This window comes from Microbacterium sp. ARD31 (assembly GCF_031844425.1).
Genome location: NZ_JAUZVE010000025.1, coordinates 14,908 through 38,472 on the forward strand (window position 1 = coordinate 14,908; position 23,565 = coordinate 38,472).

Consider the following 23,565-nt stretch of genomic DNA (forward strand, 5'->3'; position numbering starts at 1 on the left):
GCGGATCGACCGGAGAATGTGATATCTATTTGTCATCACATTCTGACGAGGGGTTGGGGAACATGGACGGGGAGCGGGACGTGCAGCACGGGGAGATCGGCGAGTCGGAGGGCGGCGCGCCGGCGGGACATCCGGTCGGGCACGAGGGCACGCGCGTGGACGTCACTGAGCGGGTGGCGTGGTCGGTCGACGGCTTCGCCGGGCTGGCCGTGGCGCTGCTGCTGCTCGGCCTCGGCGGCTGGCTGACGGTCCTCGGGATCATCGCCGCGGACGCCGGTGAGGGCGGCATCGGCCGCATCGTCGGTGGCCTGGCCATCGGGGTGCTGGGCCTGCTGCTCTCCGCGTCGCTGGCGGTCGTGGCGCCGGGGCAGACGCGCGTCGTCCAGTTCTTCGGCCGCTACGTCGGCACCGTCCGCAAGCAGGGGCTGCGGATGGTCGTCCCGCTCTCGACCCGCAGCAACGTCTCCGTGCGCGTGCACAACTTCGAGACCAACGAGCTCAAGGTCAACGACGCCGACGGCAACCCGGTCAACATCGCGGCGATCGTCGTCTGGCAGGTCGCCGACACCGCCCGGGCGAAGTTCGCCGTCGAGGACTACGAGGACTTCGTCGCCGTCCAGGCCGAGTCCGCCCTGCGGCACGTCGCGATGAGCCACCCCTACGACAACGCCGTCACCGAGGTCACCCTGCGCGGCGACACCGAGGTGATCTCGGGCGAGCTTGCCGCGGAGGTCGCCGAGCGGATCGCGCTTGCCGGCCTCGAGGTCATCGAGGTGCGGATCTCGGCGCTGGCGTACGCCCCCGAGATCGCCCAGGCGATGCTGCAGCGCCAGCAGGCCTCGGCCGTCGTCGCCGCGCGCGAGACGATCGTCGAGGGTGCCGTCGGCATGGTCGAGAGCGCGCTCGCGCAGCTCGAGCAGAAGGACATCGTCGAGCTCGACGCCGAGCGCAAGGCGGCGATGGTGTCCAACCTGCTCACCGTGCTCTGCTCCGAACGGGGTACGACGCCCGTCGTCAACACCGGCTCGCTCTACACCTGATCGTGGGCGAGCAGGCGGGGGACCCGGCCCCCAGGCGAGGCACGGAGCGCAAGTCCGTGCTCCTGCGCCTCGACCCTGCCGTCCACTCCGCCCTCCAGCGCTGGGCCGCCGACGACCTGCGCAGCGTCAACGCCCAGATCGAGCTGCTGCTGCGCGACGCGCTCCGGGCAGCCGGACGCGCGCCGCGCGATGCGGGTCCGGTGCCGAAGCGGGGGCGGCCGCCGAAGGGTGACGACTGATCGTCGGAGCTGGGGTCTCGATACGCCCGCCCGTTCCTCGCGGGCTACTCGACCACCTGCGAAGGGCGAGCTGCTCGACGATTCAGGACAGGCGTACGACGAGGTCGGCGCGGTCGCGGGTGGCGCTGACCAGTACGGCGTTGGGCTCGTCGACCGCCTCGACCCACGAGCGGGCGACGGCGGGCGGCTTGCCGAACTGCTCGTGGCGACGCACGAGGCGCTCGCGGCGTACGTCGTCGTCGACCTCGACGAACCAGGACTCGGTCAGGAGAGGCCGGATGCGCTCCCAGCCTCCGTCGGGAAGCAGGAGGTAGTTGCCCTCTGTGACGACGAGCCGCGCGGAGGGCAGGATCTCGATCGCGGCGGCGATCGGCTGCTCGAGGTCGCGCTCGAAGCAGGGGACGTAGAGCGTGCGGTCGGGCTCGTCGTGGAGCCGCGCGAGGGCGGCGACGTACCCGGCGACGTCGAACGTCTCGGGTGCGCCCTTGCGGTCGTGCAACCCCAGGCGGTCGAGCTGGACGTCGGCGAGGTGGAAGCCGTCCATCGGCAGGTGGCCGACGGCGTCGTCACCGAGGCTGTCGCGCAGCGCCGCGATCAGCGTCTCGGCAAGCGTGGACTTGCCGGCGCCGGGCGCGCCGGTGATGCCGAGCACGACGCGCTCCTGCCCGGCGAGCATCGACTCGGCCCGCTCGACGAGCGTGGGCAGCGACGGGACGCGCATGCCGCGAGCGTACGGCCCGTGGTCCCTTGCTGCCGGGCGGCCTGAGGCGCATCGTGGGAGGACGAGCCACGATGGAGGAAGGTGAGCGGCCATGCAGGCGCACGTCGGCGATCGGCTGGTGACGGAGAGCAACAAGGTCGACACGCCCAGGCGGGAGGGCGAGATCGTCGAGGTACGCGGTGCGGACGGTGGCCCGCCGTACGTCGTGCGCTGGGCCGACGGCCACGAGGGTCTCGTCTACCCCGGGGACGACGCGCACGTGGTGGCTGCGGACAACTAGGTCGAACACACTTGCGAATAGAGTCCAAGGTTGGGGTAGGGTGGTACCCACGTTCCGCCAGATCAGGGCCACCAGGACAAGACACCAGTGCGCCAAACCTTGGCTCGTGGAGCGAGTTGCGAGGGTGAGTAATAGCCCCCCTCTGGGGGCCTCCAGGAGCGACGACCGTTGATCAGCCGCGCGTGCGCGGCGGACCCGTCGTCGAGGGGAGGCCCGATCGTGACCCACCCGATCATCGCCGTTGCCTCCGACGTCCGATCCGCTCTGAAGGTCGTCGCCGACACGAACCCCACCTTCATGTCGACTGACGAGAAGGCGGTCGCGTTGCGCGAACTCGCCGCGGCGGAGGGGCAGCTCGCCGAGCTCCGGCTGCGCATCCTCGCCGACGCGGGTGACCTCGCCGCCGCGACGGCCGCCAAGGACGCAGCGGGTTGGCTGGCGCACCACACCCGCACCCGGTACGCCGATGCGCGAGCGGACCTGCGGCTCGCCGAGGCCCTCGACAGGAAGCGACCGGTGCTGGCCGTCGCGATGCGTGAGGGAGGTGCGACCCTGGCGCAGGCTCGGGTGATCGACCGTGCGTTGTCCGCGCTCCCCGCGGAGGTCGACGCCGAGACGGTCGGCCGAGCCGAGGCACACCTCGTCGACCGGACCGGCGAGTTCGGACCAGCGGAGCTCGGGCGGATCGGGCGCCGCATCCTCGAGGTCGTCGCCCCTGAGATCGCCGAGGCGGCTGAGGGCGCTCGGCTCGCCGAGCTCGAGGCGCACGCGGCCCAGCGGACGCGCCTGACCATGCGACGGCTCGGCGATGGCACGACCCGCATCTCCTCGATCGTCCCCGACGCGTCCGCGACCCGGTTCGCCACTTACCTCGAGGCCTACGCCAACCCGCGCCGTACGCCCGCCGGCACCGACCCGGGGGCCGACGCGACGGCACACGACCCCGTCGCGCGGCTGGCGTACCCGAGACGAATGGGTGAGGCGTTCGTCGCCTTCCTGGAGGCCGTCGACCCCGCGCGGCTGCCGCTCCACGGCGGCGACGCGACGAGCGTCGTCGTCACGGTCCCGCTCGCCGCGCTGCGGGCCGAGCTGGCCGCGGCCGGGGTCATCGGCGCCGGTCTCGTTCCCGGTGACGATTTCGCCGGTGACCGGATCTCCGCGGCGGAGGCCCGCAGGCTCGCGTGCGCCGCGAAGATCATCCCGGCCGTCCTGGGCGCCGACGGCCGCCCGCTCGACCTCGGACGTTCACGCCGGTTGTTCAGCTCCGCCCAGCGCAAGGCGATGGCCGTCCGCGACCGGACGTGCCGCGCCGAGGGCTGTGACATCCCGGCCACTTGGTGCGAGGCGCACCACCTCGATCCGTGGGCGACGGGTGGCCGCACCGACCTCGACGCCGGGGTCCTGCTCTGCAGCCACCACCACCATCGGATCCACGACGTGAGCTACCGCGCCGAACGCATGCCCAGCGGCGACGTCCGCTTCCATCGACGCAGATAGACGCCAAGGATCGACCGCCCCAGGGGCTGTACTCCTGCCGGGAGCACCGGGTTGGCTGGGGACATGGGACGGCTGCTCACCGTCGGGCACGGGACGCTCGACCGAGAGGCCCTGGCCGCGCTGCTGACGACGGCCGGGACAGGCCTGCTCATCGACGTCCGGCGGTTCCCGGGCAGCAGACACAACCCGGACGTGGGCAGGGACGCGCTCGAGCAGTGGCTGCCCGCAGCGGGCATCGGCTACCACTGGGAGGAGCGGCTCGGTGGCCGCCGGCGACGCGACAAGGACGCCGACCCCGAGGCCGACGGCTGGTGGCGGGTCGAGGCGTTCCGCGCGTACGCCGCCCACACCCGAACTCCTGACTTCCTCGCGGCGCTGCACGACCTGGGCGAGCAGGTGGCGACGAACGACACCGCCGTCGTGATGTGCAGCGAGGCGGTCTGGTGGCGCTGTCACCGCCGCCTGGTCGCCGACGCCGCGGTGCTGCTGCGTGACCTCGACGTCGCCCACCTGGCGCACAGCGGCCGGACGACACTGCACGAGCCGTCCGCCGGCGCGCGGGTGGTCGACGGCCTGCTGCGCTACGACGTCGCGGAGTGAGCAGGATGGACGAGGAGTACGTCGAGGCGGTGCTGGCGCTCGTCGAGCAGGTGCCGGCGGGACGGGTGACGACGTACGGCGCACTGGCCCGGGCGGTCGGCACGGGTGGCCCGCGGCAGGTCGGGCGGGTGATGGCGCTGCACGGTGACGCCGTGCCGTGGTGGCGCGTCGTGCACGCCGACGGCCGCCCCGCCACGTGTCATGGCGGGACGGCCGTCGAGCGGCTGCGGGAGGACGGGGTGCCGCTCACGCCGCGGGGGTGGGTGGAGAGGTCGGCGGTGGGGTAGTGGTTTCGAGGCTCGTCGCTGGCGCTCCTCGCACCTCAACCACCAGATGAGCTACGGCTGGAAGACCACCTTGACCATGCCCTCCTCCTTCTTCTGGAAGTGCTCGTAGGCGTCGGGGGCCTCGGCGAGGGGGAGGTGGTGGGTGGCGAAGGCGTCGACGCCGAACGGGTCGTCCTCGACCAGCATGGCCAGCAGCTCGTCGGTCCAGCGGCGGACGTTGGCCTGGCCCATCCGGATCTGCACCTGCTTGTCGAACAGCTGCATCATCGGCATCGGGTCGGCCATGCCGCCGTACACGCCGGAGATCGAGATGGTGCCGCCGCGGCGCACCGCGTCGATGGCGGTGTGCAGGGCGGCGAGGCGGTCGAGGCCGGCCTTCTTCATCATCGGCTCGGAGACCGCGTCGGGCAGCAGGCCGGTCATCTTCTGCACGACCTGCGCACCGGTGGAGCCGTGGGCCTCCATGCCGACGGCGTCGATGACGGCGTCCGGGCCGCGCCCGCCGGTGGCCTCGCGGATGATGTCGCCGACGCTGCCGACCTCGTTGGCGTCGTCGAGGTCCAACGGCTCCGCCCCGAAGGCCTTCACGCGCTCGAGCCGCTCGGGCACCCGGTCGACGGAGAAGACGCGGTGGCCGGCGCGGACGCCCATCCGCGCGGCCATGTCACCGATCGGGCCGGCGCCGAGGACGAGGAGCGTGCCGCCCTCGGGGACGTCGGCGTACTGCAGCGCCTGCCACGCGGTGGGCAGCACGTCGGAGAGGAAGAGGAAGCGGTCGTCGGCGTGCTCGTGCGGCACCTTGACGGGCAGGAAGTTCGCGAAGGGGACGCGGAGGTACTCCGCCTGTCCGCCGGGGACCTGGCCGTAGAGCTTGCTGTAGCCGAAGAAGCTGGCGCCGGTGCCGTGCTCGTGGTTCTGGGTCGTCTCACACTGGCTGTAGAGACCCTGCCCGCACATCCAGCACGAGCCGCAGCAGACGTTGAACGGGACGACGACGCGGTCGCCGACCGCCAGGTTGGTGACCGCCGAGCCGACCTCCTCGACGATGCCCATCGGCTCGTGGCCGACGACGTCGCCGGGCTCCATGAACGGGGCGAGGGTCTCGTAGAGGTGCAGGTCGGAGCCGCACAGGCCGGTGGAGGTGATCTTGATGATCGCGTCCGTCGGCTCCTCGATCCGCGGGTCGGGTACGTCGGTGACCTGCATGTCGTGGACGCCTTGCCAGGTGACTGCCTTCATCGGACTGTTCCGCCTTCGGGGTCGAGGTCGTCGAGCGACCTCCGTACCCGGCGCGGCCGAAGTCATGACTTTCGTCCCTCCCGCACCCCACGGCGCTCTGGGAGCGTGGAGGTGACGGGAGGGGTGGCATGACAGGCGACGTGCTGGTGGTGGACTCGCTGGTCCGGAGGTTCGGGGACCTGACGGCGGTGGACGGGGTGTCGTTCCGCATCGCGGAGGGCGAGACGTACGGCCTGCTGGGACCCAACGGGGCGGGGAAGACGACCACCATCTCGATGGTCGCCGGGCTGATCGCCGCCGACGCGGGGTCGGTGACGATCGCGGGGCAGCCGATGACGCCGCGCACCACCGAGCCGAAGCGCCACGTCGGGCTGGTGCCGCAGGAGCTGGCGATCTACCCCGACCTCAGCGGCCGCGAGAACCTCGCCCTCTTCGGTCGGCTCCAGGGCCTCCGGGGCGACCGGCTCAGGGGCCGGGTCGAGGAGGTGCTGGAGCTGATCGGGCTCGCCGATCGCGCGAAGGACCGCAGCAAGGAGTACTCCGGCGGCATGAAGCGCCGGCTCAACATCGGCATCGGGCTGCTCAACCGGCCGACCCTGCTGATCCTCGACGAGCCGACCGTCGGGGTCGACCCGCAGTCGCGCCACGCCATCCTCGAGTCGGTCGAGGCGCTGTCGGGGGAGGGCATGGCGGTGCTCTACACGACGCACTACATGGAGGAGGCCGAGCGGCTCTGCGACCGCATCGCCATCATCGACTCGGGCCGGTTGCAGGCCGAGGGCACCCGCGACGAGCTGGTCCGGCTGACCGGCGGGGTCGACACGATCCGGCTCGGCGGCACCGGTGACCTCGCCGGCGCGGCGGAGGAGCTGCGGCAGGTCCCGGGCGTGGTCCGCGTCGACACCGAGCGCCGGTCCGTGACGCTGACCGTCAAGGACGCGCCCGCCCTCGTCGCGCAGGTGGTGGGCACGGCGACGGCGCACGGCGTCACGCTGGCCGATGTCGAGATCGCGCGGCCCGACCTCGAGTCGGTCTTCCTGCACCTCACCGGCAAGGGACTCAGGGACTAGGCACCCCGATGCGCCAGCTCCTCGCCCTCACCGCCGCCGACCTGCTCCAGCGGGTCCGCGACAAGTCGGTCATCATCTTCGCGCTCGTCGTGCCGATGGCGCTGATGACGGTGTTCAACCTGGTCTTCAGCGCCACCGAGGATCTCGAGATCGAGCCGGTGACCGTTGCGGTCAGCGCCCCCGCCGGCGACGACATGGCCCAGGTGCTCACCTCGGTCGTGCGCGACCTCGACGGCACGGACGAGCTCGACGTCACGGTGCACGAGGTCGGCGCCGCCGCCGGACGCGCGGAGGTCGAGGACGGCGACGCGGCGATCGCGCTTCTGGTGCCGGACGGGTTCGGCCGGTCCGCGCAGATGGGCGAGCCGGTGACCGTCGAGGCGGTCCGCGGCGACGAGGCGGGCATCGGCGCCGACATCGTGCTGTCGGTCGTCGACGGCCTGCTCGGCCAGATCGGCTCCGGCGCCCTCACCGCTCGGGCTGCACTGGCCGAGGGCGTCGCGCCGGACGAGCTCGAGGCGCTCGTCGAGGAGGCGACCTCCGGTCCGGCGTACGACCTCGTCCAGGGACGCGCGGCGGACGAGCAGCTCGACTCGGGTGCGGCGCTGGTCGCCGGACAGGCGGGGCTGTTCCTGCTGTTCACGGTCAGCTTCGGCGTCACCGGCCTGCTCGTCGACCGGGAGTCCGGCACGCTCGCCCGGCTGCGCTCGATGCCGATCCCGGGGTGGGTGGTCGTCGCGTCCAAGGCGCTGGTGAGCTTCGTGCTTGGGGTGGTGGCGACGGGGGTGCTGCTCACGCTGGGCGGCTACCTCTTCGACGCCGACTTCGGCTCGCTCCCCGCCGTCGCCGCGTTGGTGGTGTGCGCGGCGGCGGCCGGGACGTCGGTGATGTTCCTCATCGTCCGGGTCGCCCGGACCAGCGAGCAGGCCGGCATCGCGACCTCGATCGTCGCGCTCGTGCTCGGCATCGGCGGCGGCGCGTTCTTCCCGGTGAGTGCCACCGGTCCGCTGTCGGGCGTGCTCGACCTCAACCCGGTCGCGGCGCTGCTGCGCGGACTGGGTACGACGTCCGGCGGTGGCGGGCTGGGCGACATCGGCGTCCCCGTCGCGATCATGCTGGGCTTCGGCGCGGTGATGCTGGCGGTCTCGCGCCTGGTCCCGGACCGGGGGGTGCTGTCATGAGGAACGTCCTCGCCGTCGCCGGGGTGGAGCTCCGCCTCTTCGTCCGTGACCGCTCGAACCTCTTCTTCGTCTTCGTCTTCCCACTGCTGCTGGTGCTGATGATCGGACTCCAGTTCGGCGAGGGGGCCCGCGCCGGGCGGGTCGCGGTGAGCGGCTCTGGCTCCGCGCTCCAGTCGGCGCTGGTTCAGCAGCTCGAGCGCGACGACGTCGTGGTGTCCGACCCGGCATGGTCCGACGCGCTCGACCTGCTCGCCCGCGGACGCCTGGACGTCGCGGTCCGCGTCGACGGCGCGGCCGCGACGGCGTACGACGACGGGGAGGCGGTGGCGCTCGAGCTGGTGCGCGGGTCGGCGGCCGACGCCCAGGTCGTCGAGCAGGACGTCCGGGTGGCGGTGGACGCGGTGCGCGCCGACCGCAACCGGGTCGTGGCCCTGACCGACCACGGCGTCCGCGACGCCGAGGCCGCGCTGGCGGCCGCCCAGCACCGGGTCGTGGCGCCGCGGCTGGAGGTGACCAACGTCGACGCGCTGAGCCAGGAGTTCGCCGGGCTCGGCCAGTTCGACTTCGGCGCGTCGGGCCAGCTGCTGCTGTTCGTCTTCCTCAGCTGCCTGGCCGGGTCGGCCACGCTCATCCAGGCGCGGCGGCTCGGCGTGGTGGCGCGGATGCTCGCGGGCCCGATGACGGCGGGCGAGCTGGTCGCGGGGCAGGTCGTCGGACGGTGGGCGATCGGGCTCTTCCAGGGCGGCTACATCATGCTCGCCAGCAGCCTGCTCTTCGGCGTGCGGTGGGGGAACCTGGCGCTCGCGCTGCTGGTCCTGCTGCTGTTCAGCCTGGTGGCCTCGGGCACGGCGATCCTGCTCGGCACGGTGCTGGGCAACGAGGGAGCAGCGAGCGGTGCGGGCGTCGGGCTCGGCCTGGTGCTCGCCGCGCTGGGCGGCTCGATGCTGCCGCTCGAGCTGTTCCCCGACGCGATCCGGCGGGTCGCCGACCTCACGCCGCACGCCTGGGCCTACACCGCGCTCGCCGAGGTGCAGCGGCGCGGCGGCACCCTCGTCGACGTGCTGCCCAACCTCGCCGTGCTGGGCGGGATGGCGGTCGGCGCGGCGACGCTCGGCGCATGGGCGCTCCGGCGCAGCCTGTCACGGGCGATGTAGCCCCACCCTGATGGGCGGTTGTGAGGTGTCGCGCGCTGGCTACGTTGGGGGCATGAGCGACGAGGTGAACCAGGCAGCGACCGAGGCAGCGCAGCGGGTGGTCGACGAGGTGAGCTCGTGGCAGTACAGCGCGGAGGACCGTGTCATCTCCGACGAGCTCGACAACGGCCTGCGCCAGGCCGGCGTACGCCTCGACGACGACGAGCGCTCGCGGGTCCTGGCCGAGATCGACGGGATGAAGGACGAGCACTCGAGCGCGCCGCAGGTGCGCTCGGCGACGCCGGTCGAGTAGGTCGCCTCAGCGGCAGGGGATCGAGGTGAGCACCTCGAGGCCCTCGCGGTCACCGGGCCCCCACCCGTCCTGGCGGCTGTGCCGCTCGGCCATCAGCTCGTCCGGGTCGTCGACGTGGCCGAGCCCGACGACGTGGCCGAGCTCGTGCAGCACGATCGCCTCCAGCGCCACCGGCCGGCGCGCGATGGTGGCCGCGGTGAAGACGTCGGTGTCGAGGACGATGTTGCCGGTGTAGAGGTAGCTGCGACCCGCCGCGCCGTCGCTCCTCGCGCCGCCGAGCCCGGCGATGGAGCCCTCCAGTCCCGGGAAGTCCTCCTCGGAGCCCCAGCCGATCACGACCGGCCGCGCCCCGTGCACGGGCGTCGCACCGGCGAACGGGACGTGCGCGGTATCGCCCGCCGCCTGGAGGTCGAGGCCGGTGGAGGCGGCCAGCCGCTCGACGGCGTTCTCCACGACCTCCCGTCCGCCCACGGGCTCGTCGGTCGGGTTGATCGCCCACCGGATGGGCCGGCAGGGGTCCCAGCCCACCGGCTCCAGGCTGCCCGGCTGGGTCAGCAGGAAGGCGTGCGCGCCGCCGACGTCCTCGGTGTCGAGCGAGCCGGCGATGCCGAGCGTCCGGCGCAGCGACTGCATCTGCTCCGAGGGGTGCAGCATCACCACCGCGCCGACCATCGCGGCGGTCAGCACCAGCGACAGCACGAGGGAGAGCTGCGGCGGTGTACGCCGGCGCCGCCGCCGCGCCGCGGACGGCATGGCTCCGAGGCCGACCTCGCGGTCGAGCCGGTCGAGCTCGCGCATGGCCGCCTCGAGCTCGCGGGCGCGGCGCCTGCGCTCGCGCGCGCTCGGCTCGTGGTCGGACACAGCCGGGAGTATCTCCCGGTGCATCCTCGTGCGCACCCGAACCGCCGAGCTCGGCCCCCCGGCTCCACCCGGACGGACGTGGTGCGGTCCGGAGCCCCGGTTACGTTGGGACGCATGGACGTTCGCGGACTGCTGACCGAGGGCTTCGGCCGCATCACGGAGCTGTACGACGACCTCGCGGAGGGTCTCGACGAGGAGGCCCTGCGCCACCGGCCGGGCGGCACCGGCAACCCGATCGGCTGGCTGCTGTGGCACCTGGCGCGGGTGCAGGACGACCACGTCGCCGACCTCGCCGGCACGACCCAGGTGTGGGAGGGGTTCCAGGAGCGCTTCGGGCTGCCGAACGGCACCGACGACATCGGGTTCGGCCACACCAGCGAGCAGGTCGACGCGGTGCGCATCACCGATCCCGGCCTGCTGGTCGAGTACCACCACGAGGTCACCCTCGCGACCGCGCGCTACCTGCAGACCGTCGACGAGCAGGAGCTCGAGCGGGAGGTCGACCAGCGCTGGGACCCGCCTGTCACGGCCGGCGCGCGCCTCGTCAGCATCCAGGGTGACTGCCTCCAGCACCTCGGCCAGGCGGCGTACGTCAAGGGGCTGCTGGCGTGAGCCGTCCGGCTTAACCGCACCTTGAGGGTCCGGAGAGGTCGCCTTGTGCGGCCGCCGGGCACGGTGGGTGGCGTACTGACCACCACGACCTCAGGGAGTCGTCGCCATGATCCGCACCACCCGCCGTACCCGTCTCGCCGTCGCCGCCGTGCTCGCCCCGCTCGCCCTCGGGCTGGCCGCCTGCGGAGGTGACGACGACAGCCCGGAGCAGACGTCCACGGCCTCGGACGCCTCGTCCGCCGGCTCCGGGCAGGCACTGCAGGGCGACGTTGAGACCGCGGTCGAGACCGCGCTCGGCGAGGTCGACGGCACCGTCTTCTCGGTCGACGGCGACAGCCGCGGCTGGGAGGTCACGGTCGTCACGGCCGACGGCGTCGAGAACGACCTCGACCTGTCCGCCGACGCCACGACGGTGGAGCGGGGGCCGGTCGAGGACACCGACACGGACCAGGACGACGCTGCCGAGACCGAGCGACTGCTCGGCGTCTCCATCGACCACGCGGCCGCGATCGAGGCGGCCCTCGGCGAGGTCGACGGCACCGTCACCGGGGTCGACCTCTCGGAGGAGGACGGCACCGCCGTCTGGGAGGTCACGCTCGGGGAGGACACCCCTGACGAGACGACGGTCGAGGTCGACGCCGAGTCCGGCGAGGTCCTGCGCACCGAGCGCGGCGACTGACGCGGGCGACGGCGCCGGCCGGCCACGCGTGCTCGTGGAAGCATGGCCGCATGCCGCGCGCCCTCGACGTCCGCTCATTGGGCTTCGCGCCGGTCAAGGGCATGCGGCACCTCCCGATGCCGTCGGTCCGGCTCGACGAGCAGGGACCGGTCGGCGACCGGGCGTGGTGCCTGGTCGACGTGGCCGCCCGGCAGGTGCTGCGCACGGTCCAGCACCCCTCGCTCCTGGGTGTGCTCGCGCGGGTCGAGGGAGACGAGCTCTCCATGACCTTCCCGTCGGGTGAGTCGGTGTCCGCGCCCGCGCGTGGGTCCGAGGAGACCGTGGCCTGCGACTACTGGGGGCGCCAGGTGGCGCTGTCGCTGGTCGGGGGCCCGCACGACGCCCTCGTCTCCGACCTCCTCGGCCGCGACGTACGGCTCGCGGCCGCGCCGCGCGGTGGCGTGGTGTTCGCAGCGTCGGTCACGGTGGTGGCCACCGCCTCGCTCGAGGCCGTCGGCGCCGAGGCGGCCCGCTTCCGCGCGACCCTCGTCGTCGAGACCGACGAGCCGTGGGACGAGGACTCGTGGCCCGGCACCTCGTTCGCGGTCGGCAGCGCCGAAGTCCGCGTCGGCGGCCCGGTCCCGCGCTGCGCGGTGGTCGACCACGACCCGTCGACCGGGGTGAAGGACCGACGGCTCCTCAAGGAGCTCGTCGCCACTCGACCGACCAACGACGCCGGCGAGCCGGTGTTCGGCGTCTACGCGGAGGTCGTGCGGCCGGGCACCGTCACCGCTCAGGGCGCGAAGATGCCCCGATCCCACCCATGAGGGTGCATACTCGAGGTGATGACCACCTCGCGCGGCCCCGGGCCGAAGCACCTCCCCAGCAGTCCTTTCAAGCCGAAGGTCGAGCCGGTGGTCGAGGTGTTCGAGGTCGACGACCGCGTCACCCACGACCTCCACGGCCTGGGCCGGGTCGTCGCGGTGGACAACCACGCCGTCACCGTCGACTTCGGAGCGCAGGTGCTGCGGGTCGCCCACCCGTACCCGAAGCTGCACCACCTGTAGGCCCCTTGCCGGGTCCCTCTTCAGGTCGGGCCGTCACTCCCAGGCGCTGAGGTCCGGCGGCACGTCGACCGAGAGCGAGCGCAGCACCTCGAGCGGTACGACGTCCAGCGCGCGCTCCGACGTGGCCGCCAGCACGACCGGGGCCGCGACCCCGGCGTCGTACGCCTGCAGCCAGCGCGCGGCGACGACGCACCAGCGGTCGCCCGGCACCAGGCCGGGGAAGGCCCACTCCGGGCGCGGGGTGGAGAGGTCGTTGCCGACCGCGGCCTGGTGCGCGAGGAACTCCTCGGTCATCACCGCGCAGACGGCGTGCAGCCCGACGTCGTGCGGGCCGACGGTGCACGTGCCGTCACGGTGGAAGCCGGTCACCGGGTCGGTGCCGCACGGCTCCAGCTCCCCGCCCAGGACGTTGCGCTCGGTCATGGCTCGATCATGCCGGGTCGGTCCTCGACAGCGGTCCTCGACAGCGGTCCTCGACAGCGGTCCTCGACAGCGGTCCTTGGCTGGGGTCCGAGCCGACCGGACCACCGCCCGAAGTGGTCCGCAGACCACCGCCCCGGAGGCCCGACCGGCCCCTTGACAACACGTGGAAGCGCTCTCATAACGTGACCGCCGTCACACTCTCTCGGGAAGAAGGTCCACCATGCGCCTGCGTCGCGCTCTCGTCGCCCTGGCCGCCCTCGCGGCCACCCTCACCCTCGCCAGTCCACCGCCGGCCGCCGTCGCGATCGGACCGGACCGGCTGCCGTTCACCGTCACCAACCAGTCCCAGCGCGGCGAGGAGGTCTTCCTCTACGTCGTGGGGGTCAACCTCGCGACGGGCCGGCTCGGCTACGTCAATCAGGCCGGGACGTTCAGCCCGTGGCCGGCGGGCAGCAACCCGCCGAGCCCGGCGCCCGACGTGTCGATCCGGATGGGCGGGACCGGCTCGAGCTCCACGGTCCACGTACCGCGCGGCTTCTCCGGCCGGATCTACATGTCCTTCGGCGAGCGGCTGCCCTTCCGGCTCACGCCCGACGGGCTCGTGCAGCCGGCGCCCTGGGCACCCGGCGACCCCAGCGAGAACATCCTGTTCGACTGGAGCGAGCTCACCTACAACGACGCCGGGCTCTGGCTGAACAGCTCGCAGGTCGACATGTTCGCGGTGCCGCACGCCGTCTCGGTGACGGGCGCCGACGGCGCGACCCGCACGACCGGCCGGCTCGTCGACGACGGCCGCAACCGGATCATCAACGGCGTGCGCAACCAGGCCGGGTGGGCCGGGCTGGTCCGCACCCGCGCCGACGGCACGGTGCTGCGGGTCCTCGCCCCGGGCAAGGCGGCGGACGCCGGCTACTTCGACCGCAACTACCTCGACCCCTACATCGCCAGTGCGTGGAACGCCTACACCTCCAAGACGCTCACCGTCGTGCCGTTCGGGGACCGGCCCGACGTGCGCTACTACGGCCGCACGTCCGGCACCACGATGACCTTCACCAACGGCTCCGGCCAGCAGGTCGCGTCGTTCCAGCGCCCGAGCACCGGCAACGTCTGGGGCTGCGACGGTGCCCTCGGGGCGCCCAACGACCAGGTCGTCGGCCCGATCGCCCGGACGCTGTGCGCGGCACTGCACCGCTCCACCCTCGGCCGGCTCGACACCCAGCCGAGCGGGACGGCGGCGGACTTCTACCAGGGTGCGATCACCAACCACTACTCACGGCTGGTGCACCAGAACATGGTCGACGGCCGGGCCTACGGGTTCGCCTTCGACGACGTCCAGGCCCAGGAGTCGCTGGTCCACAGCGGCGACCCGCGCTCGGCGGGGATCACGCTCACGCCCTTTGGTCCGGGAGGTACGACGACCACCCCGCCGCCGACCGGCGCCGGCAACACCTTCGTCAGCCGGCTCAACGACAAGTGCATCGACGTGCCCAACTGGAACTTCGCCGATGGGCAGCGGCTGATCATGTGGGACTGCCACGGCGGCACCAACCAGCGCTGGGAGCGGGTCAGCGGCACGCTGCGCACGCAGAACGGGATGTGCATGGACGTCGCCGGCGGCGGGACGGCCGACGGTACGCCGATCCAGATCGCCCGCTGCAGCGGCAACCCGGCCCAGCAGTTCGTGCTGAGCGGCGCGGGCGACCTGGTCAACCCGCAGGCGAACAAGTGCGTGGACATCAAGGACGTCAACGCCGCCAACGGTGCCGCGCTGCAGCTCTGGACCTGCGCAGGGACCGCCAACCAGAAGTGGCGCCTGGGGTGAGCCGGCCCGGGGAGGCGGTCCCGGGACCGCCTCCCCTGTCGGTCCGCACGGGTAGGTTGCCGGGCATGGACCTGCGCGCTGCGCTGTCGCCGTACGTCGACTCGGGTGAGATCCCGGGCCTGGTCGCGCTCGTCACGCGGGGTGACGAGGTGGTTGTCGAGGCGCTCGGCGTGCAGGGCACGAGCGGGGTGCCGATGGCCCGCGACTCGATCGTCCGCGGTGCCTCGATCACCAAGCCGCTGACCGCGGCGCTCGTGATGGTGCTGGTCGAGGAGGGCGTGCTGTCGCTCGACGAGCCGGTGTCCGGTCTGCTGCCGGAGCTGTCGTCGCCGCGCGTCCTGCGCACGCTCGGCAGCGGGCTGGACGACACGGTGCCGGCCGACCGGCCGATCACGCTGCGCCACCTGCTGACGTCGACGGCCGGCCACGGCTTCGCCACGTGGGACTCGCCGGTCGTGCCGCTGCTCATGGAGGAGCTGCGGCAGGCGTCCGACGACATCCACGAGGTGCCGGCACCCGATGAGTGGATGCGTCGCCTCTCCGCGATCCCGCTCATGCACCAGCCGGGGGAGGGCTGGACCTACAACGCCGCCTACGACGTGCTCGGCGTGCTCATCAGCCGCGCGGCGGGGCACGACCTCGCCGACGTGATGGCCGAGCGCCTGCTCGCGCCGCTGGGGATGCACGACACCGGCTTCCACGTGCCTGCTGCCGACCGCGGTCGCTTCACGACCCTCTACGGCGGCGGCGAGCGTGGGCTCGAGGTCCGTGACGAGCCCGACGGGGTGTTCACCCGACGGCCGGCATTCGCGTCCGGTTCCGGCGGCCTGGTCACCACCGTCGACGACTGGCTCGCCTTCGGGCGGATGCTGCTCGCGGACGGCGGCTCGCTGCTCAGCCCTGGCTCGGTGCGGCTCATGACGACCGACCAGATCACCGCGCAGCACCGCGAGATGGGCGGCTTCTTCCTCGACGGCCAGGGCTGGGGATTCGGCGGCGGCGTCGACACCGCGCTGATCGACCCCTGGAACGAGCTCGGCCGCTACGGCTGGGTCGGCGGCACCGGCACGTCCGCCTACGTCCATCCCGCGAGCGGCACCGTCGCCGTCCTGCTCACCCAGGTCGAGCTCGGTGCTCCCGGGATCGAGGACCTGCTGAAGGCGTTCTGGACCGCGACGGTCGGGCTGTCCACAGATTCGTAGGTCCCGGTTTCCGGCGTTCCTGCCCGGGCACATCGTCCGCATGCACGAGCTCACCGGCTGCCTCCGGATCCGCCCCGCCCTGAACGAGGCCGAGCGCTCCCACCTCGCCGACCTCGCCGCCTCCGCCGGGACGCTGCGCGGCACGCCGACCGGCCGGGGTGATCGCGACGTGCCGTTCGCCCGGCTGGCATGGGAGCCGTGCCCGCGTGGCTGCTGCCTCACCTGGGACCCGGCGGCGGAGAAGGCGTCGATGATGCTGCCGTCGCTGCGGTTCCTCATCGACCACCTGCTCCGCGACGGCGCGAAGGGAGAGGGCAGCCCGCAGCTCGCCGGGTTCACCTTCGACCACGTCCTCGACGGCGTCGTGATCGGTGCTGGACGGGTGGTGGAGGTCGACGCCAACCGGATGTCCGAGCGGACGCTCACCCGGTCGTGCCCCCTCGTCGTGCCGTCGCTCGGGCGACGCCGCCCGCTGCCGGCCAACGTGGTCGAGCTCCGGCCGCGCCGGGCATGAGGCGAGGCTCGCCTTACTGGAATCATTCAAGAAAAGGGTGTTAGGTGGACGTGTTCGAGCGACCCGAGGAAGAAGAGAGGACCAGTGCGATGACCCAGACCACCTCCCGCACCACCCACACGGCCCACCCCGCGTTCCAGGCCTCCGAGCGCCTCGCCGCCCACCTGCAGCAGCTGCTCGTGGACCTCACCGACCTCCACCTCCAGGGCAAGCAGGCCCACTGGAACGTCGTCGGCAAGAACTTCCGCGACATGCACCTCGTCCTCGACGAGGTCGTCGACGCCGCCCGGGGCTTCTCCGACGACGTCGCCGAGCGGATGCGCGCCGTCTACGTCACCCCCGACGCCCGCGCCGCGTCCGTCGCCGCGCAGTCCTCCCTGCCGGCGTTCCCGGCCGACGAGGTCAACAGCGGTGACTGCGTCGACCTGATCGTCGCGGCGCTCTACGCCGTCGCCGGAACCGGTCGCCGGATCCACGACGAGGTGGACGAGGAGGACCCCACCTCGGCCGACATGATCCACGCCATCCTCGAGCGCCTCGAGCAGCTCGCCTGGATGATCGACGCGGAGAACCGCGTCGCCAACAGCAGCCTGCCGCGCTCCTGGAGCGAGTGACCGGGCTCAGCCGTCGACGAGCACGAGGATCGGCGCGTCCCCGTGGGTGTCCGAGTCGAGGATGAAGTCGAGCTCGGTCTCCGGGGCGGCGCGCCGGGCCAGCTCGACGTCCTCGATGAGCTGGGTCAGCCAGTCTGTGGTCACGGCGTGGCCCCTCCACGGTCGGCCAGCTCGTCAGGATGCACGAGCAGGAGCATCGGCCTGCCGTGGCCCGACCTCGTGTCGAAGTCGAGGTCGACGTCGACGTCCTCGCCTGCCCGGGTGGCCGATCCCAGGAGGTCGGGCCAGCTGCCGTGCGCCAGCACGAGGTCCGGGTGCTCCGCGCGGAACCTGGCGTAGGCCTCGCGGGCGAGTGGTGCGAAGGTCGGGTTGCTGCGGTCGAGGCCGAGGCCCGCCAGGGTCCAGCTCACCTCGTAGAGCGCGAGGAATCCTCCGGTGGCGTACTCCTCGTCGAGATCGGCCAGGAGGAGCTCGAGCAGCTCGGTGTTCACAGGAGCGGGTTCCCTTCGAGCGGGATCTTGACGGCTTGGTGGCCCTGGGAGACGACAACATACGGACCATGGGTGAGGGCGTCAGGCCGGTTGCCGGGGTAACCGTCCATGACGCGGATCTTCCGGGACTCGATCAGCGGATCAGTGAACCGCAGTCCCTCGCCGGAGCGGACCGGCGAGACGTCCCAGTGCGCCAGCATCCGGCGGAGCTCGGCGGGGACCATGCCGCGGAGGTCCTGCGGGTCGAACAGCTCGGGGTCGTCGATCGTGCGGCGGACCCGGGTGTAGCGCGGACCCCACCAGCCGCCCGGGTGGCGCATCTCGCCCCGCTCGTCGCGGACCGCCACCTTGGCGTAGCGGTCGAGGCGGGCCCGGACGCCGCGGAGCGACTCGCCCGCGCTCCGCAGCCGGGCGCCGCCCGCCGTGGCGGTCGCGCGGAGCGCGACGAGCAGGCCGTGGAAGCGAGGCGCCTGGGCGCGGACCCGTGCGGCCGCGGCTGCCGCAGCGGCGGACCCGCCGAGGCCTCCGGTCAGGCCCGCCGCGATCGCGGAGACCGCGGCACCCTCCACGACCATCTGCGCGATGTCGGACAGCAGGGCGCGGGTGCGGGCCCGCACGTCCTCCACCGTCGCGGCGTAGTCCTCGCAGGCGGCGCCCAGCGCGCCCAGCTCCGCCGCGGTGTCGCCCACCAGCGCGCGCACGTCGGCCAGGCAGGCCAGCGCGGTCGGGATCTCAGGAGAGCGCTGGCTGCCGACGAGGTCGCGAGCCACGTCGAGGTGGTCGGCCAGCGCCGCCACCGAGGACGCCGTACGGGACCAGGCGTGCGCCGCCTCCCGCAGCAGCGCGACGTCGGCGCCCGGCCACACGTGGCCCTCGACGTGGTCGAGGATCCAGCGGTCGACCGCGCCCAGCGACGGCTCCTGCGCGCCGAGGCTGGAGGGCGGCGGCGACGGCGCGACCCGGACGAACGCGTCGGCGAGCGAGGCGCCGTCGTAGGCCGCCACCCGTCCGGCCGCGCCGGCCTCCGCGCGCTCGTGGTGGACGCCGGTGGCCGTGAGCAGTCGCCCGAGGCCGATGAAGGAGTGGGTCAGGTCGGCGAGCGAGCCGACCGCCTCGCGCGCCGCCACGTCATAGGCCGCCGCGAAGTCCGCGCTCGCGCTGTCGTCGCCGGCCATGCCGCCGAGGCCGGCGAGCTTGCCCGAGAGCGACTCGGTCAGGAGCGCAGCGGTCTGGTTGGCCGTGCGGCAGGTGCCGGCGGCGGAGGCGATCGCGCCGCACTCGACGCTGATCCTCATGGCGCGACCTGCCGCCAGAGCTCGACGTTGGCGGCCAGCGCCCCGGAGTAGTGGGCGTCCGCTGCCACCGCCACGCCCCGCAGCGCCGCGAGCGCGGTGACCATCTCGGCGCACTCGTCGCGCCAGGCGTCGTACGACGTCACCGCGGCGTCGCTCGCCCGCCCGGACCAGTCGTCCCGGAGCCGGCCCTGCGCCGCCTCGACGTCGCCGGCCAGGCTGATCAGGTCGCGCTGGCAGCCGGCGAGGTCGGCCAGCACCGCCCGCACCTCGTCGAGGTCGACGTCGTAGGCCGTCATCCCAGCCGCCCGGCGAGCCGGACCGGTCGCTCGGCGCACGCCCCGTCGGTGGCCACCACGTCGGCGCGGACCCGGTCGAGCGCGGAGATGCCGGCGGCGAGCTGCTCCACGACGCGCACGGCGCCGCGGTCCCACTCCTCCCACCGCGACCTGAAGTGCTCGGCCGCGTCGCCGTGCCACGTCTCCAGCACCCGCTCGACCGCGTGGCCCGTGGACCGGCGCCGCCGCTCGAGGTCGGCCAGCCGGGCCCGGAGGGTGTCGGTGCAGGCGGCGTGGAGGGCGGGGTCGAGGGCGAGCGTTCCCGAGAAGATCATGGGTCGATGCTCGGCCGCCCGAGGGTCTCGGCGACACCCGTCCGCGGCAATCTGTGGAGAACCGGCCCCGGTCAGCGGGCGAGGAGGGTGGGCATCAACGCGTCGACCCGCTCGCTGAACACCTCGAGCGCCTCGTCGCGCTCCTCCTCGGGGCCGGTCGCCCAGGCGAGCAGCGCCTGGTGGAACAGCCCGTCGAGCATGCCGTAGCAGGAGGTGGAGTCGATCGCGGGGTCGAGGCCGGCGAGCTCGGCGTAGCGGGTGACCACGCGCCAGACCATCTGCTCGAGCTGGCCGTCGATGTCGAGGATGACGTCGTGGAGCGCGGGCTCGAACATCGACTGGTTGCGCAGGTCGTACCAGAGCTGGTGCATCGGAGCCTCCTCGCGGATGGTCTCGGCCAGCTTGTCGGCGAACGCCTCGCGCAGCCCCGACGCCGACGTGGCCTCCTCGACCACGGCGTCGTACCGGGTGACGCAGGTGCGCTTGTAGTAGCGCACGCAGTAGATGATCAGCTCCTCCTTGCTGGAGAAGTAGTAGTGCACGACGCCGTGCGAGAAAGGCGAGCGCTGGGCGATGTCGCGCAACGACGTCCGGGCGTAGCCCTGCTCGCCGAGGGTCACCAGCGCCGACTCGGCCAGCTGGTCGCGGCGGCTGTCGTGCTTGCTCGGGCGCGCCACACCAGAGGCGACGACGTCGCTCACGTAGGCCGGGCTCGGCGCTGCCATGTCCCGACAGTACGCCGGGTCGGCCTGTAAGGAAGTCCTTTACGTCAACCCGTGATCAACATTTCATGCACTCCCGGACACATGTCCACACCTGTGTCCGGTGCTCAGTTGAGGACGACGATCCCGGCGTTCAGGGCGGTCGCGAAGCAGACCCACGCGAGGTAGGGGAGCAGCAGCCATGCCGCGATCCGGGTGCCGCGCCACGCCCAGGCGACCAGCACGGCGACCGCGGCGGCGAGCACCACGATCTCCACCAGCGCCACGGTGTAGAGGTCGGCGGCGAAGAAGAGCGGCGTCCACGCCAGGTTCAGCACGAGCTGCGCGCTCCACAGCCACAGGGTGCGGTCCCAGCCCCGGTCGCGCCACAGCAGCCAGCCGGCGATGCCGATGAGGAGGTAGAGCACCGACCAGACCGGGCCGAACAGCCACGACGGCGGTGCGTAGGGCGGCAGCTTGAGGGCGCGGTAGGTCTGCTGCGACCCGGCGGCCGCGAGCCCGCCGAGCCCGGCCACGGCGGTGACCGCCACCAGGAACGGCAGCAGGGTCCACCACAGACGGGCGGACGGACGGAGGTGCAGCTCCCGAGTGCTCATCGGTCCATCCTGCCCACCCGTCCCCAATGGCTCACCCCTTGCGCCGGGCCCGGAGCACCGCGTCGGCGACTGAGACGTCCGCACCTGTCTCGGGGTGCTTCTGGGTGCGCGGCCGCGCCTCGCAGACCTCGACCACGAAGTCGTCGGGCAGCGAGGGCACGAGCTGGTCGGCGGTGAACATGAAGCTGTCGTGCCCGTGCCGCAGCCCGGTCGCGAGGTCCTCCGGGTGGTGGCCGACGACGAGGAGCGTCCCGCCGGGCGCGACCGCCGAGGCGAGTCGGCGTACGACGTCGGGCATGCCGCCGTCGGGCAGGTGGAAGAAGTGGGACGTCACGAGGTCCCACGTCTCGCCGGCGGGGTCGAAGGAGCGTACGTCGACGCGGCGGGTCTCGACCCGCTCGGCCACCCCGGCCTCCGCGGCGTGGGCCTGCGTGCGGGCGAGGGCGGCGTCGGCGAAGTCGACGGCCGTCACCTCCCAGCCCCGGGAGGCCAGCCAGATCGCGTCGCCGCCCTCCCCGCAGCCGATGTCGAGCGCGCGGCCGGGCGCCAGGGCGGCCGCCTCGGCCTCGAGCTGCGCGTTGACCCGGCCGCTCCAGACCTTCTCGCCGGAGTAGCGCTCCTCCCAGGCCGGGCGCTCGAAGAACGCGTCGCGCCGGGCCTGCCCCGCGCGGGCCGCGTCGCCGTTCGCGATCTCGGCGTTGATCCACGCGCCGACCCGCAGGCCGTGGGCCGCCGAGGCGATGAGCACCATGGAGATGTCGGTCGCGTTGCCCGCTGCGAAGATCCCCGGCACCGAGGTCGCACCGGTGGGCTCGACCGCGATGACCGACCCGAGGACGGCGCCGTTCATCTCGAACGGGGTCGGCTCGATCCCGAGGGGGGCGAGGAAGTCGGCGCGCACGCGCGGCTGCGACGCCACGACGATCGCCTGCCGCTCCAGCACCGAGCCGTCCGCGAGCCGCAGCCCGACCAGGGTGTCGCCGTCGGTCACCACCTCCTGCGGGGTCCCGTGCACGAAGCGGACGCCGATCGCGCCCAGCTTCTCCTCCTCCTCGGCGGGGATCTCGACCCCGTCGTGGACCACAACGACGACGTCCTCGGAGAGCTGGCGGAACAGCAGCGCCTGGTGGGCGGCCATCGGCGTGGTGGCGAGCACCGCGATCGCCTGGTCGCGGACCTCCCAGCCGTGGCAGTAGGGGCAGTGCAGCACGTCGCGGCCCCACCGGTCGGCCAGCCCGGGCACGTCGGGCAGCTCGTCGACCACGCCGCCGGTGACCAGGACCCGCCGGGCCCGCACCCGCCGTCCGCCGGCGGTGGTCACGAGGAAGTCGTCGACCTCCCCGGACAGGCCCACCACCCGGTCGGCCAGCACCTCGACGCCGTACTGCGCCACCTCGGCCCGGCCGACCTCGAGCAGCTCGAGCGGGTTCACGCCCTCGCGGCCGAGGTAGTTGTGGGCGTGCTCGGCCGGGGCGTTGCGCGGCTCTCCCGCGTCGACGACCAGCACCGACCGCCGTGACCTGCCCAGTGCCATCGCCCCGCTCAGGCCGGCGGCACCGCCGCCGACGACCACCACGTCGTACGTCTTCATCTCGTCCATGTCGTCGAGGATGCGCCACTCCGCGCCAGTTGACAAACATCCTTGCCGAAATGGCAAACTGGCACCATGGACGACGAGGGAGTGCTGCGTGCCGTGGGCCCGCGGCTGCGCCAGCTGCGGCTGGAGCGCGAGGCGACGCTCACCGACCTCGCGGAGGAGACCGGCATCTCGGTCAGCACGCTCTCGCGGCTCGAGTCGGGGCAGCGCAAGCCGACCCTCGAGCTGCTGCTGCCGCTGGCGCGCGCCCACCGGGTCGCCCTCGACGAGCTCGTCGACGCGCCGGAGACCGGGGACCCGCGGGTGCGGTCCAAGCCCGTCGTGCGGCACGGGCGCACCTTCATCTCGCTGACCCGGCGCCCGGGCGGGCTGCAGTCGTTCAAGATGATCCTGCCGGTCGACCGCGAGGAGCCGTCGCTGAAGACCCACGAGGGCTACGAGTGGCTCTACGTCCTCAGCGGCGGGGTCCGGCTCGTGCTCGGCAGCCGCGACCTGACCCTCGGCCCCGGCGAGGTGGTCGAGTTCGACACCCGCACGCCCCACTGGATCGGCAACCCCGGCCCGACGCCCGCCGAGGTGCTGGCGATCTTCGGTCCCCAGGGGGAGCGGATGCACGTCCGGTCCTAGGGGTGTCCTGCTCCGGCGTGGCGCGTGGCACGGTGGAGCGCATGGCGATCCGGACCGGCACGACCGTGAAGTGGAAGTGGGGCTCGTCGTGGGCCGAGGGCAAGGTCACCGAGGTGCACCACGACGACGTCACCCGCACCACCAAGGGCGAGAAGATCACCCGCCACGGCAGCGACGACGACCCGGCGTACGTCATCGAGCAGGAGGACGGCACGGTCGTGCTCAAGCTCGCCAGCGAGGTCGAGCGGGCCTGA

The 23,565-nt window shown here is 72.9% G+C and carries 32 protein-coding genes; 20 read left to right on the plus strand and 12 right to left on the minus strand.

All coding sequences use genetic code 11. The features are described 5' to 3' along the window. Positions 1 to 62: 62 nt before the first annotated feature. A complete protein-coding gene (locus tag Q9S36_RS34510) occupies positions 63 to 1,040 on the plus strand; it encodes an SPFH domain-containing protein (RefSeq protein ID WP_311289315.1) in 978 nt (325 codons plus the stop codon). Between the two features lie 2 nt (positions 1,041 to 1,042). Next, the gene (locus Q9S36_RS34515; RefSeq protein WP_311289316.1) at positions 1,043 to 1,279 is read left to right on the plus strand and encodes a hypothetical protein; all 237 of its coding nucleotides are present in this window, start codon (positions 1,043 to 1,045) and stop codon (positions 1,277 to 1,279) included. Positions 1,280 to 1,361: 82 nt separating this feature from the next. Here the strand turns inward: Q9S36_RS34515 and Q9S36_RS34520 are convergent, their stop codons facing one another. After that, positions 1,362 to 2,000: a nucleoside/nucleotide kinase family protein gene (locus Q9S36_RS34520; protein WP_311289317.1), complete on the minus strand. Its 639-nt coding sequence runs from the start codon at positions 1,998 to 2,000 to the stop codon at positions 1,362 to 1,364. 91 nt (positions 2,001 to 2,091) lie between these two features. On the opposite strand from Q9S36_RS34520, the gene Q9S36_RS34525 reads away from it, so the two are divergent. The 4 genes from Q9S36_RS34525 to Q9S36_RS34540 all read left to right on the plus strand — a co-directional run bounded on the left by Q9S36_RS34525 (position 2,092) and on the right by Q9S36_RS34540 (position 4,664). Then, the gene (locus Q9S36_RS34525) at positions 2,092 to 2,280 is read left to right on the plus strand and encodes a DUF1918 domain-containing protein (RefSeq protein ID WP_311289318.1); all 189 of its coding nucleotides are present in this window, start codon (positions 2,092 to 2,094) and stop codon (positions 2,278 to 2,280) included. Positions 2,281 to 2,499: 219 nt separating this feature from the next. After that, positions 2,500 to 3,777, plus strand: coding sequence for a DUF222 domain-containing protein (locus tag Q9S36_RS34530; RefSeq protein WP_311289319.1), 1,278 nt, complete (start codon positions 2,500 to 2,502; stop codon positions 3,775 to 3,777). A 63-nt stretch (positions 3,778 to 3,840) separates the two neighbouring features. Further along, positions 3,841 to 4,377, plus strand: a complete 537-nt coding sequence (locus Q9S36_RS34535) for a DUF488 domain-containing protein (RefSeq protein ID WP_311289320.1) — start codon at positions 3,841 to 3,843, stop codon at positions 4,375 to 4,377. A gap of 5 nt (positions 4,378 to 4,382) precedes the next feature. Then, positions 4,383 to 4,664, plus strand: a complete 282-nt coding sequence (locus tag Q9S36_RS34540) for an MGMT family protein (protein WP_311289410.1) — start codon at positions 4,383 to 4,385, stop codon at positions 4,662 to 4,664. Between the two features lie 51 nt (positions 4,665 to 4,715). Here Q9S36_RS34540 and Q9S36_RS34545 read toward each other — a convergent pair whose 3' ends face one another. Further along, complete coding sequence (locus tag Q9S36_RS34545; RefSeq protein ID WP_311289321.1) at positions 4,716 to 5,903, minus strand: zinc-dependent alcohol dehydrogenase; 1,188 nt, start codon at positions 5,901 to 5,903, stop codon at positions 4,716 to 4,718. 128 nt (positions 5,904 to 6,031) lie between these two features. Between Q9S36_RS34545 and Q9S36_RS34550 the strand changes: the two genes are divergently transcribed. From Q9S36_RS34550 to Q9S36_RS34565, 4 genes are read left to right on the plus strand one after another with little or no spacing between them, the layout of a single operon-like run. Then, positions 6,032 to 6,973: an ABC transporter ATP-binding protein gene (locus Q9S36_RS34550; RefSeq protein ID WP_311289322.1), complete on the plus strand. Its 942-nt coding sequence runs from the start codon at positions 6,032 to 6,034 to the stop codon at positions 6,971 to 6,973. Between the two features lie 8 nt (positions 6,974 to 6,981). Then, complete coding sequence (locus Q9S36_RS34555) at positions 6,982 to 8,154, plus strand: ABC transporter permease (RefSeq protein WP_311289323.1); 1,173 nt, start codon at positions 6,982 to 6,984, stop codon at positions 8,152 to 8,154. Continuing rightward, positions 8,151 to 9,308, plus strand: a complete 1,158-nt coding sequence (locus tag Q9S36_RS34560; RefSeq protein WP_311289324.1) for an ABC transporter permease — start codon at positions 8,151 to 8,153, stop codon at positions 9,306 to 9,308. The genes Q9S36_RS34555 and Q9S36_RS34560 overlap by 4 nt, the downstream gene beginning before the upstream one ends. Positions 9,309 to 9,360: 52 nt before the next feature. Beyond that, positions 9,361 to 9,600 carry a hypothetical protein gene (locus Q9S36_RS34565; RefSeq protein ID WP_311289325.1) on the plus strand — a complete coding sequence of 80 codons (240 nt, stop codon included), beginning with the start codon at positions 9,361 to 9,363 and terminating at the stop codon, positions 9,598 to 9,600. 6 nt (positions 9,601 to 9,606) lie between these two features. On the opposite strand, the gene Q9S36_RS34570 is transcribed toward Q9S36_RS34565, so the two are convergent. Next, complete coding sequence (locus Q9S36_RS34570; protein WP_311289326.1) at positions 9,607 to 10,461, minus strand: matrixin family metalloprotease; 855 nt, start codon at positions 10,459 to 10,461, stop codon at positions 9,607 to 9,609. A gap of 114 nt (positions 10,462 to 10,575) precedes the next feature. On the opposite strand from Q9S36_RS34570, the gene Q9S36_RS34575 reads away from it, so the two are divergent. The 4 genes from Q9S36_RS34575 to Q9S36_RS34590 all read left to right on the plus strand — a co-directional run bounded on the left by Q9S36_RS34575 (position 10,576) and on the right by Q9S36_RS34590 (position 12,798). Beyond that, complete coding sequence (locus Q9S36_RS34575; RefSeq protein ID WP_311289327.1) at positions 10,576 to 11,073, plus strand: mycothiol transferase; 498 nt, start codon at positions 10,576 to 10,578, stop codon at positions 11,071 to 11,073. A 106-nt stretch (positions 11,074 to 11,179) separates the two neighbouring features. After that, positions 11,180 to 11,752 (plus strand): PepSY domain-containing protein, encoded by a 573-nt coding sequence (locus Q9S36_RS34580; RefSeq protein WP_311289328.1) that lies wholly within the window; start codon positions 11,180 to 11,182, stop codon positions 11,750 to 11,752. A gap of 50 nt (positions 11,753 to 11,802) precedes the next feature. Further along, positions 11,803 to 12,558 (plus strand): MOSC domain-containing protein, encoded by a 756-nt coding sequence (locus Q9S36_RS34585; protein WP_311289329.1) that lies wholly within the window; start codon positions 11,803 to 11,805, stop codon positions 12,556 to 12,558. 18 nt (positions 12,559 to 12,576) lie between these two features. Continuing rightward, positions 12,577 to 12,798 (plus strand): hypothetical protein, encoded by a 222-nt coding sequence (locus Q9S36_RS34590; RefSeq protein WP_311289330.1) that lies wholly within the window; start codon positions 12,577 to 12,579, stop codon positions 12,796 to 12,798. A gap of 33 nt (positions 12,799 to 12,831) precedes the next feature. Here Q9S36_RS34590 and Q9S36_RS34595 read toward each other — a convergent pair whose 3' ends face one another. Next, entirely contained in the window at positions 12,832 to 13,221 is a 390-nt protein-coding gene (locus tag Q9S36_RS34595; RefSeq protein WP_311289331.1) for a DUF2237 domain-containing protein, read from the minus strand. 220 nt (positions 13,222 to 13,441) lie between these two features. Between Q9S36_RS34595 and Q9S36_RS34600 the strand changes: the two genes are divergently transcribed. The 4 genes from Q9S36_RS34600 (at position 13,442) to Q9S36_RS34615 (ending at position 17,373) form a co-directional block, all read left to right on the plus strand. After that, on the plus strand, positions 13,442 to 15,043 hold the full coding sequence (locus Q9S36_RS34600; RefSeq protein ID WP_311289332.1) for a beta-1,3-glucanase family protein: 1,602 nt from the start codon (positions 13,442 to 13,444) through the stop codon (positions 15,041 to 15,043). Between the two features lie 65 nt (positions 15,044 to 15,108). Beyond that, positions 15,109 to 16,245: a serine hydrolase domain-containing protein gene (locus Q9S36_RS34605; protein WP_311289333.1), complete on the plus strand. Its 1,137-nt coding sequence runs from the start codon at positions 15,109 to 15,111 to the stop codon at positions 16,243 to 16,245. A 40-nt stretch (positions 16,246 to 16,285) separates the two neighbouring features. After that, positions 16,286 to 16,759, plus strand: a complete 474-nt coding sequence (locus Q9S36_RS34610) for a hypothetical protein (RefSeq protein ID WP_311289334.1) — start codon at positions 16,286 to 16,288, stop codon at positions 16,757 to 16,759. 89 nt (positions 16,760 to 16,848) lie between these two features. Beyond that, on the plus strand, positions 16,849 to 17,373 hold the full coding sequence (locus Q9S36_RS34615; protein ID WP_311289335.1) for a DNA starvation/stationary phase protection protein: 525 nt from the start codon (positions 16,849 to 16,851) through the stop codon (positions 17,371 to 17,373). 6 nt (positions 17,374 to 17,379) lie between these two features. Here Q9S36_RS34615 and Q9S36_RS34620 read toward each other — a convergent pair whose 3' ends face one another. From Q9S36_RS34620 to Q9S36_RS34655, 8 genes are all read right to left on the minus strand, one after another. Then, positions 17,380 to 17,517: a hypothetical protein gene (locus Q9S36_RS34620; RefSeq protein ID WP_311289336.1), complete on the minus strand. Its 138-nt coding sequence runs from the start codon at positions 17,515 to 17,517 to the stop codon at positions 17,380 to 17,382. Further along, entirely contained in the window at positions 17,514 to 17,864 is a 351-nt protein-coding gene (locus Q9S36_RS34625; RefSeq protein ID WP_311289337.1) for a hypothetical protein, read from the minus strand. The genes Q9S36_RS34620 and Q9S36_RS34625 overlap by 4 nt, the downstream gene beginning before the upstream one ends. Continuing rightward, the gene (locus tag Q9S36_RS34630; protein WP_311289338.1) at positions 17,861 to 19,159 is read right to left on the minus strand and encodes a hypothetical protein; all 1,299 of its coding nucleotides are present in this window, start codon (positions 19,157 to 19,159) and stop codon (positions 17,861 to 17,863) included. Before Q9S36_RS34630 ends, Q9S36_RS34625 begins: the two co-directional genes overlap by 4 nt. Beyond that, positions 19,156 to 19,455 carry a WXG100 family type VII secretion target gene (locus Q9S36_RS34635; protein WP_311289339.1) on the minus strand — a complete coding sequence of 100 codons (300 nt, stop codon included), beginning with the start codon at positions 19,453 to 19,455 and terminating at the stop codon, positions 19,156 to 19,158. Before Q9S36_RS34635 ends, Q9S36_RS34630 begins: the two co-directional genes overlap by 4 nt. Next, the gene (locus Q9S36_RS34640; protein WP_311289340.1) at positions 19,452 to 19,769 is read right to left on the minus strand and encodes a WXG100 family type VII secretion target; all 318 of its coding nucleotides are present in this window, start codon (positions 19,767 to 19,769) and stop codon (positions 19,452 to 19,454) included. The genes Q9S36_RS34635 and Q9S36_RS34640 overlap by 4 nt, the downstream gene beginning before the upstream one ends. A gap of 71 nt (positions 19,770 to 19,840) precedes the next feature. After that, the gene (locus tag Q9S36_RS34645; protein WP_311289341.1) at positions 19,841 to 20,494 is read right to left on the minus strand and encodes a TetR/AcrR family transcriptional regulator; all 654 of its coding nucleotides are present in this window, start codon (positions 20,492 to 20,494) and stop codon (positions 19,841 to 19,843) included. 104 nt (positions 20,495 to 20,598) lie between these two features. After that, positions 20,599 to 21,087 carry a TspO/MBR family protein gene (locus tag Q9S36_RS34650; RefSeq protein WP_311289342.1) on the minus strand — a complete coding sequence of 163 codons (489 nt, stop codon included), beginning with the start codon at positions 21,085 to 21,087 and terminating at the stop codon, positions 20,599 to 20,601. A gap of 31 nt (positions 21,088 to 21,118) precedes the next feature. Then, the gene (locus Q9S36_RS34655) at positions 21,119 to 22,687 is read right to left on the minus strand and encodes a bifunctional NAD(P)/FAD-dependent oxidoreductase/class I SAM-dependent methyltransferase (protein ID WP_311289343.1); all 1,569 of its coding nucleotides are present in this window, start codon (positions 22,685 to 22,687) and stop codon (positions 21,119 to 21,121) included. Positions 22,688 to 22,753: 66 nt separating this feature from the next. On the opposite strand from Q9S36_RS34655, the gene Q9S36_RS34660 reads away from it, so the two are divergent. Both Q9S36_RS34660 and Q9S36_RS34665 read left to right on the plus strand, forming a co-directional pair. Beyond that, a complete protein-coding gene (locus Q9S36_RS34660) occupies positions 22,754 to 23,311 on the plus strand; it encodes an XRE family transcriptional regulator (RefSeq protein WP_311289344.1) in 558 nt (185 codons plus the stop codon). 41 nt (positions 23,312 to 23,352) lie between these two features. Further along, the gene (locus Q9S36_RS34665) at positions 23,353 to 23,565 is read left to right on the plus strand and encodes a DUF2945 domain-containing protein (RefSeq protein ID WP_311289345.1); all 213 of its coding nucleotides are present in this window, start codon (positions 23,353 to 23,355) and stop codon (positions 23,563 to 23,565) included.

Bases quoted from the DNA above. Each gene is read 5' to 3' on its own strand.
- Q9S36_RS34630 (WP_311289338.1), bottom strand. From the start codon at position 19,159: ATGAGGATCAGCGTCGAGTGCGGCGCGATCGCCTCCGCCGCCGGCACC.
- Q9S36_RS34510 (WP_311289315.1), top strand. From the start codon at position 63: ATGGACGGGGAGCGGGACGTGCAGCACGGGGAGATCGGCGAGTCGGAG.
- Q9S36_RS34635 (WP_311289339.1), bottom strand. From the start codon at position 19,455: ATGACGGCCTACGACGTCGACCTCGACGAGGTGCGGGCGGTGCTGGCC.
- Q9S36_RS34585 (WP_311289329.1), top strand. From the start codon at position 11,803: ATGCCGCGCGCCCTCGACGTCCGCTCATTGGGCTTCGCGCCGGTCAAG.
- Q9S36_RS34590 (WP_311289330.1), top strand. From the start codon at position 12,577: ATGACCACCTCGCGCGGCCCCGGGCCGAAGCACCTCCCCAGCAGTCCT.
- Q9S36_RS34565 (WP_311289325.1), top strand. From the start codon at position 9,361: ATGAGCGACGAGGTGAACCAGGCAGCGACCGAGGCAGCGCAGCGGGTG.
- Q9S36_RS34665 (WP_311289345.1), top strand. From the start codon at position 23,353: ATGGCGATCCGGACCGGCACGACCGTGAAGTGGAAGTGGGGCTCGTCG.
- Q9S36_RS34545 (WP_311289321.1), bottom strand. From the start codon at position 5,903: ATGAAGGCAGTCACCTGGCAAGGCGTCCACGACATGCAGGTCACCGAC.
- Q9S36_RS34595 (WP_311289331.1), bottom strand. From the start codon at position 13,221: ATGACCGAGCGCAACGTCCTGGGCGGGGAGCTGGAGCCGTGCGGCACC.
- Q9S36_RS34580 (WP_311289328.1), top strand. From the start codon at position 11,180: ATGATCCGCACCACCCGCCGTACCCGTCTCGCCGTCGCCGCCGTGCTC.
- Q9S36_RS34610 (WP_311289334.1), top strand. From the start codon at position 16,286: ATGCACGAGCTCACCGGCTGCCTCCGGATCCGCCCCGCCCTGAACGAG.
- Q9S36_RS34520 (WP_311289317.1), bottom strand. From the start codon at position 2,000: ATGCGCGTCCCGTCGCTGCCCACGCTCGTCGAGCGGGCCGAGTCGATG.
- Q9S36_RS34525 (WP_311289318.1), top strand. From the start codon at position 2,092: ATGCAGGCGCACGTCGGCGATCGGCTGGTGACGGAGAGCAACAAGGTC.
- Q9S36_RS34645 (WP_311289341.1), bottom strand. From the start codon at position 20,494: ATGGCAGCGCCGAGCCCGGCCTACGTGAGCGACGTCGTCGCCTCTGGT.
- Q9S36_RS34655 (WP_311289343.1), bottom strand. From the start codon at position 22,687: ATGGACGAGATGAAGACGTACGACGTGGTGGTCGTCGGCGGCGGTGCC.
- Q9S36_RS34660 (WP_311289344.1), top strand. From the start codon at position 22,754: ATGGACGACGAGGGAGTGCTGCGTGCCGTGGGCCCGCGGCTGCGCCAG.
- Q9S36_RS34640 (WP_311289340.1), bottom strand. From the start codon at position 19,769: ATGATCTTCTCGGGAACGCTCGCCCTCGACCCCGCCCTCCACGCCGCC.
- Q9S36_RS34615 (WP_311289335.1), top strand. From the start codon at position 16,849: ATGACCCAGACCACCTCCCGCACCACCCACACGGCCCACCCCGCGTTC.
- Q9S36_RS34575 (WP_311289327.1), top strand. From the start codon at position 10,576: ATGGACGTTCGCGGACTGCTGACCGAGGGCTTCGGCCGCATCACGGAG.
- Q9S36_RS34650 (WP_311289342.1), bottom strand. From the start codon at position 21,087: ATGAGCACTCGGGAGCTGCACCTCCGTCCGTCCGCCCGTCTGTGGTGG.
- Q9S36_RS34550 (WP_311289322.1), top strand. From the start codon at position 6,032: ATGACAGGCGACGTGCTGGTGGTGGACTCGCTGGTCCGGAGGTTCGGG.
- Q9S36_RS34540 (WP_311289410.1), top strand. From the start codon at position 4,383: ATGGACGAGGAGTACGTCGAGGCGGTGCTGGCGCTCGTCGAGCAGGTG.
- Q9S36_RS34560 (WP_311289324.1), top strand. From the start codon at position 8,151: ATGAGGAACGTCCTCGCCGTCGCCGGGGTGGAGCTCCGCCTCTTCGTC.
- Q9S36_RS34605 (WP_311289333.1), top strand. From the start codon at position 15,109: ATGGACCTGCGCGCTGCGCTGTCGCCGTACGTCGACTCGGGTGAGATC.
- Q9S36_RS34600 (WP_311289332.1), top strand. From the start codon at position 13,442: ATGCGCCTGCGTCGCGCTCTCGTCGCCCTGGCCGCCCTCGCGGCCACC.
- Q9S36_RS34555 (WP_311289323.1), top strand. From the start codon at position 6,982: ATGCGCCAGCTCCTCGCCCTCACCGCCGCCGACCTGCTCCAGCGGGTC.
- Q9S36_RS34535 (WP_311289320.1), top strand. From the start codon at position 3,841: ATGGGACGGCTGCTCACCGTCGGGCACGGGACGCTCGACCGAGAGGCC.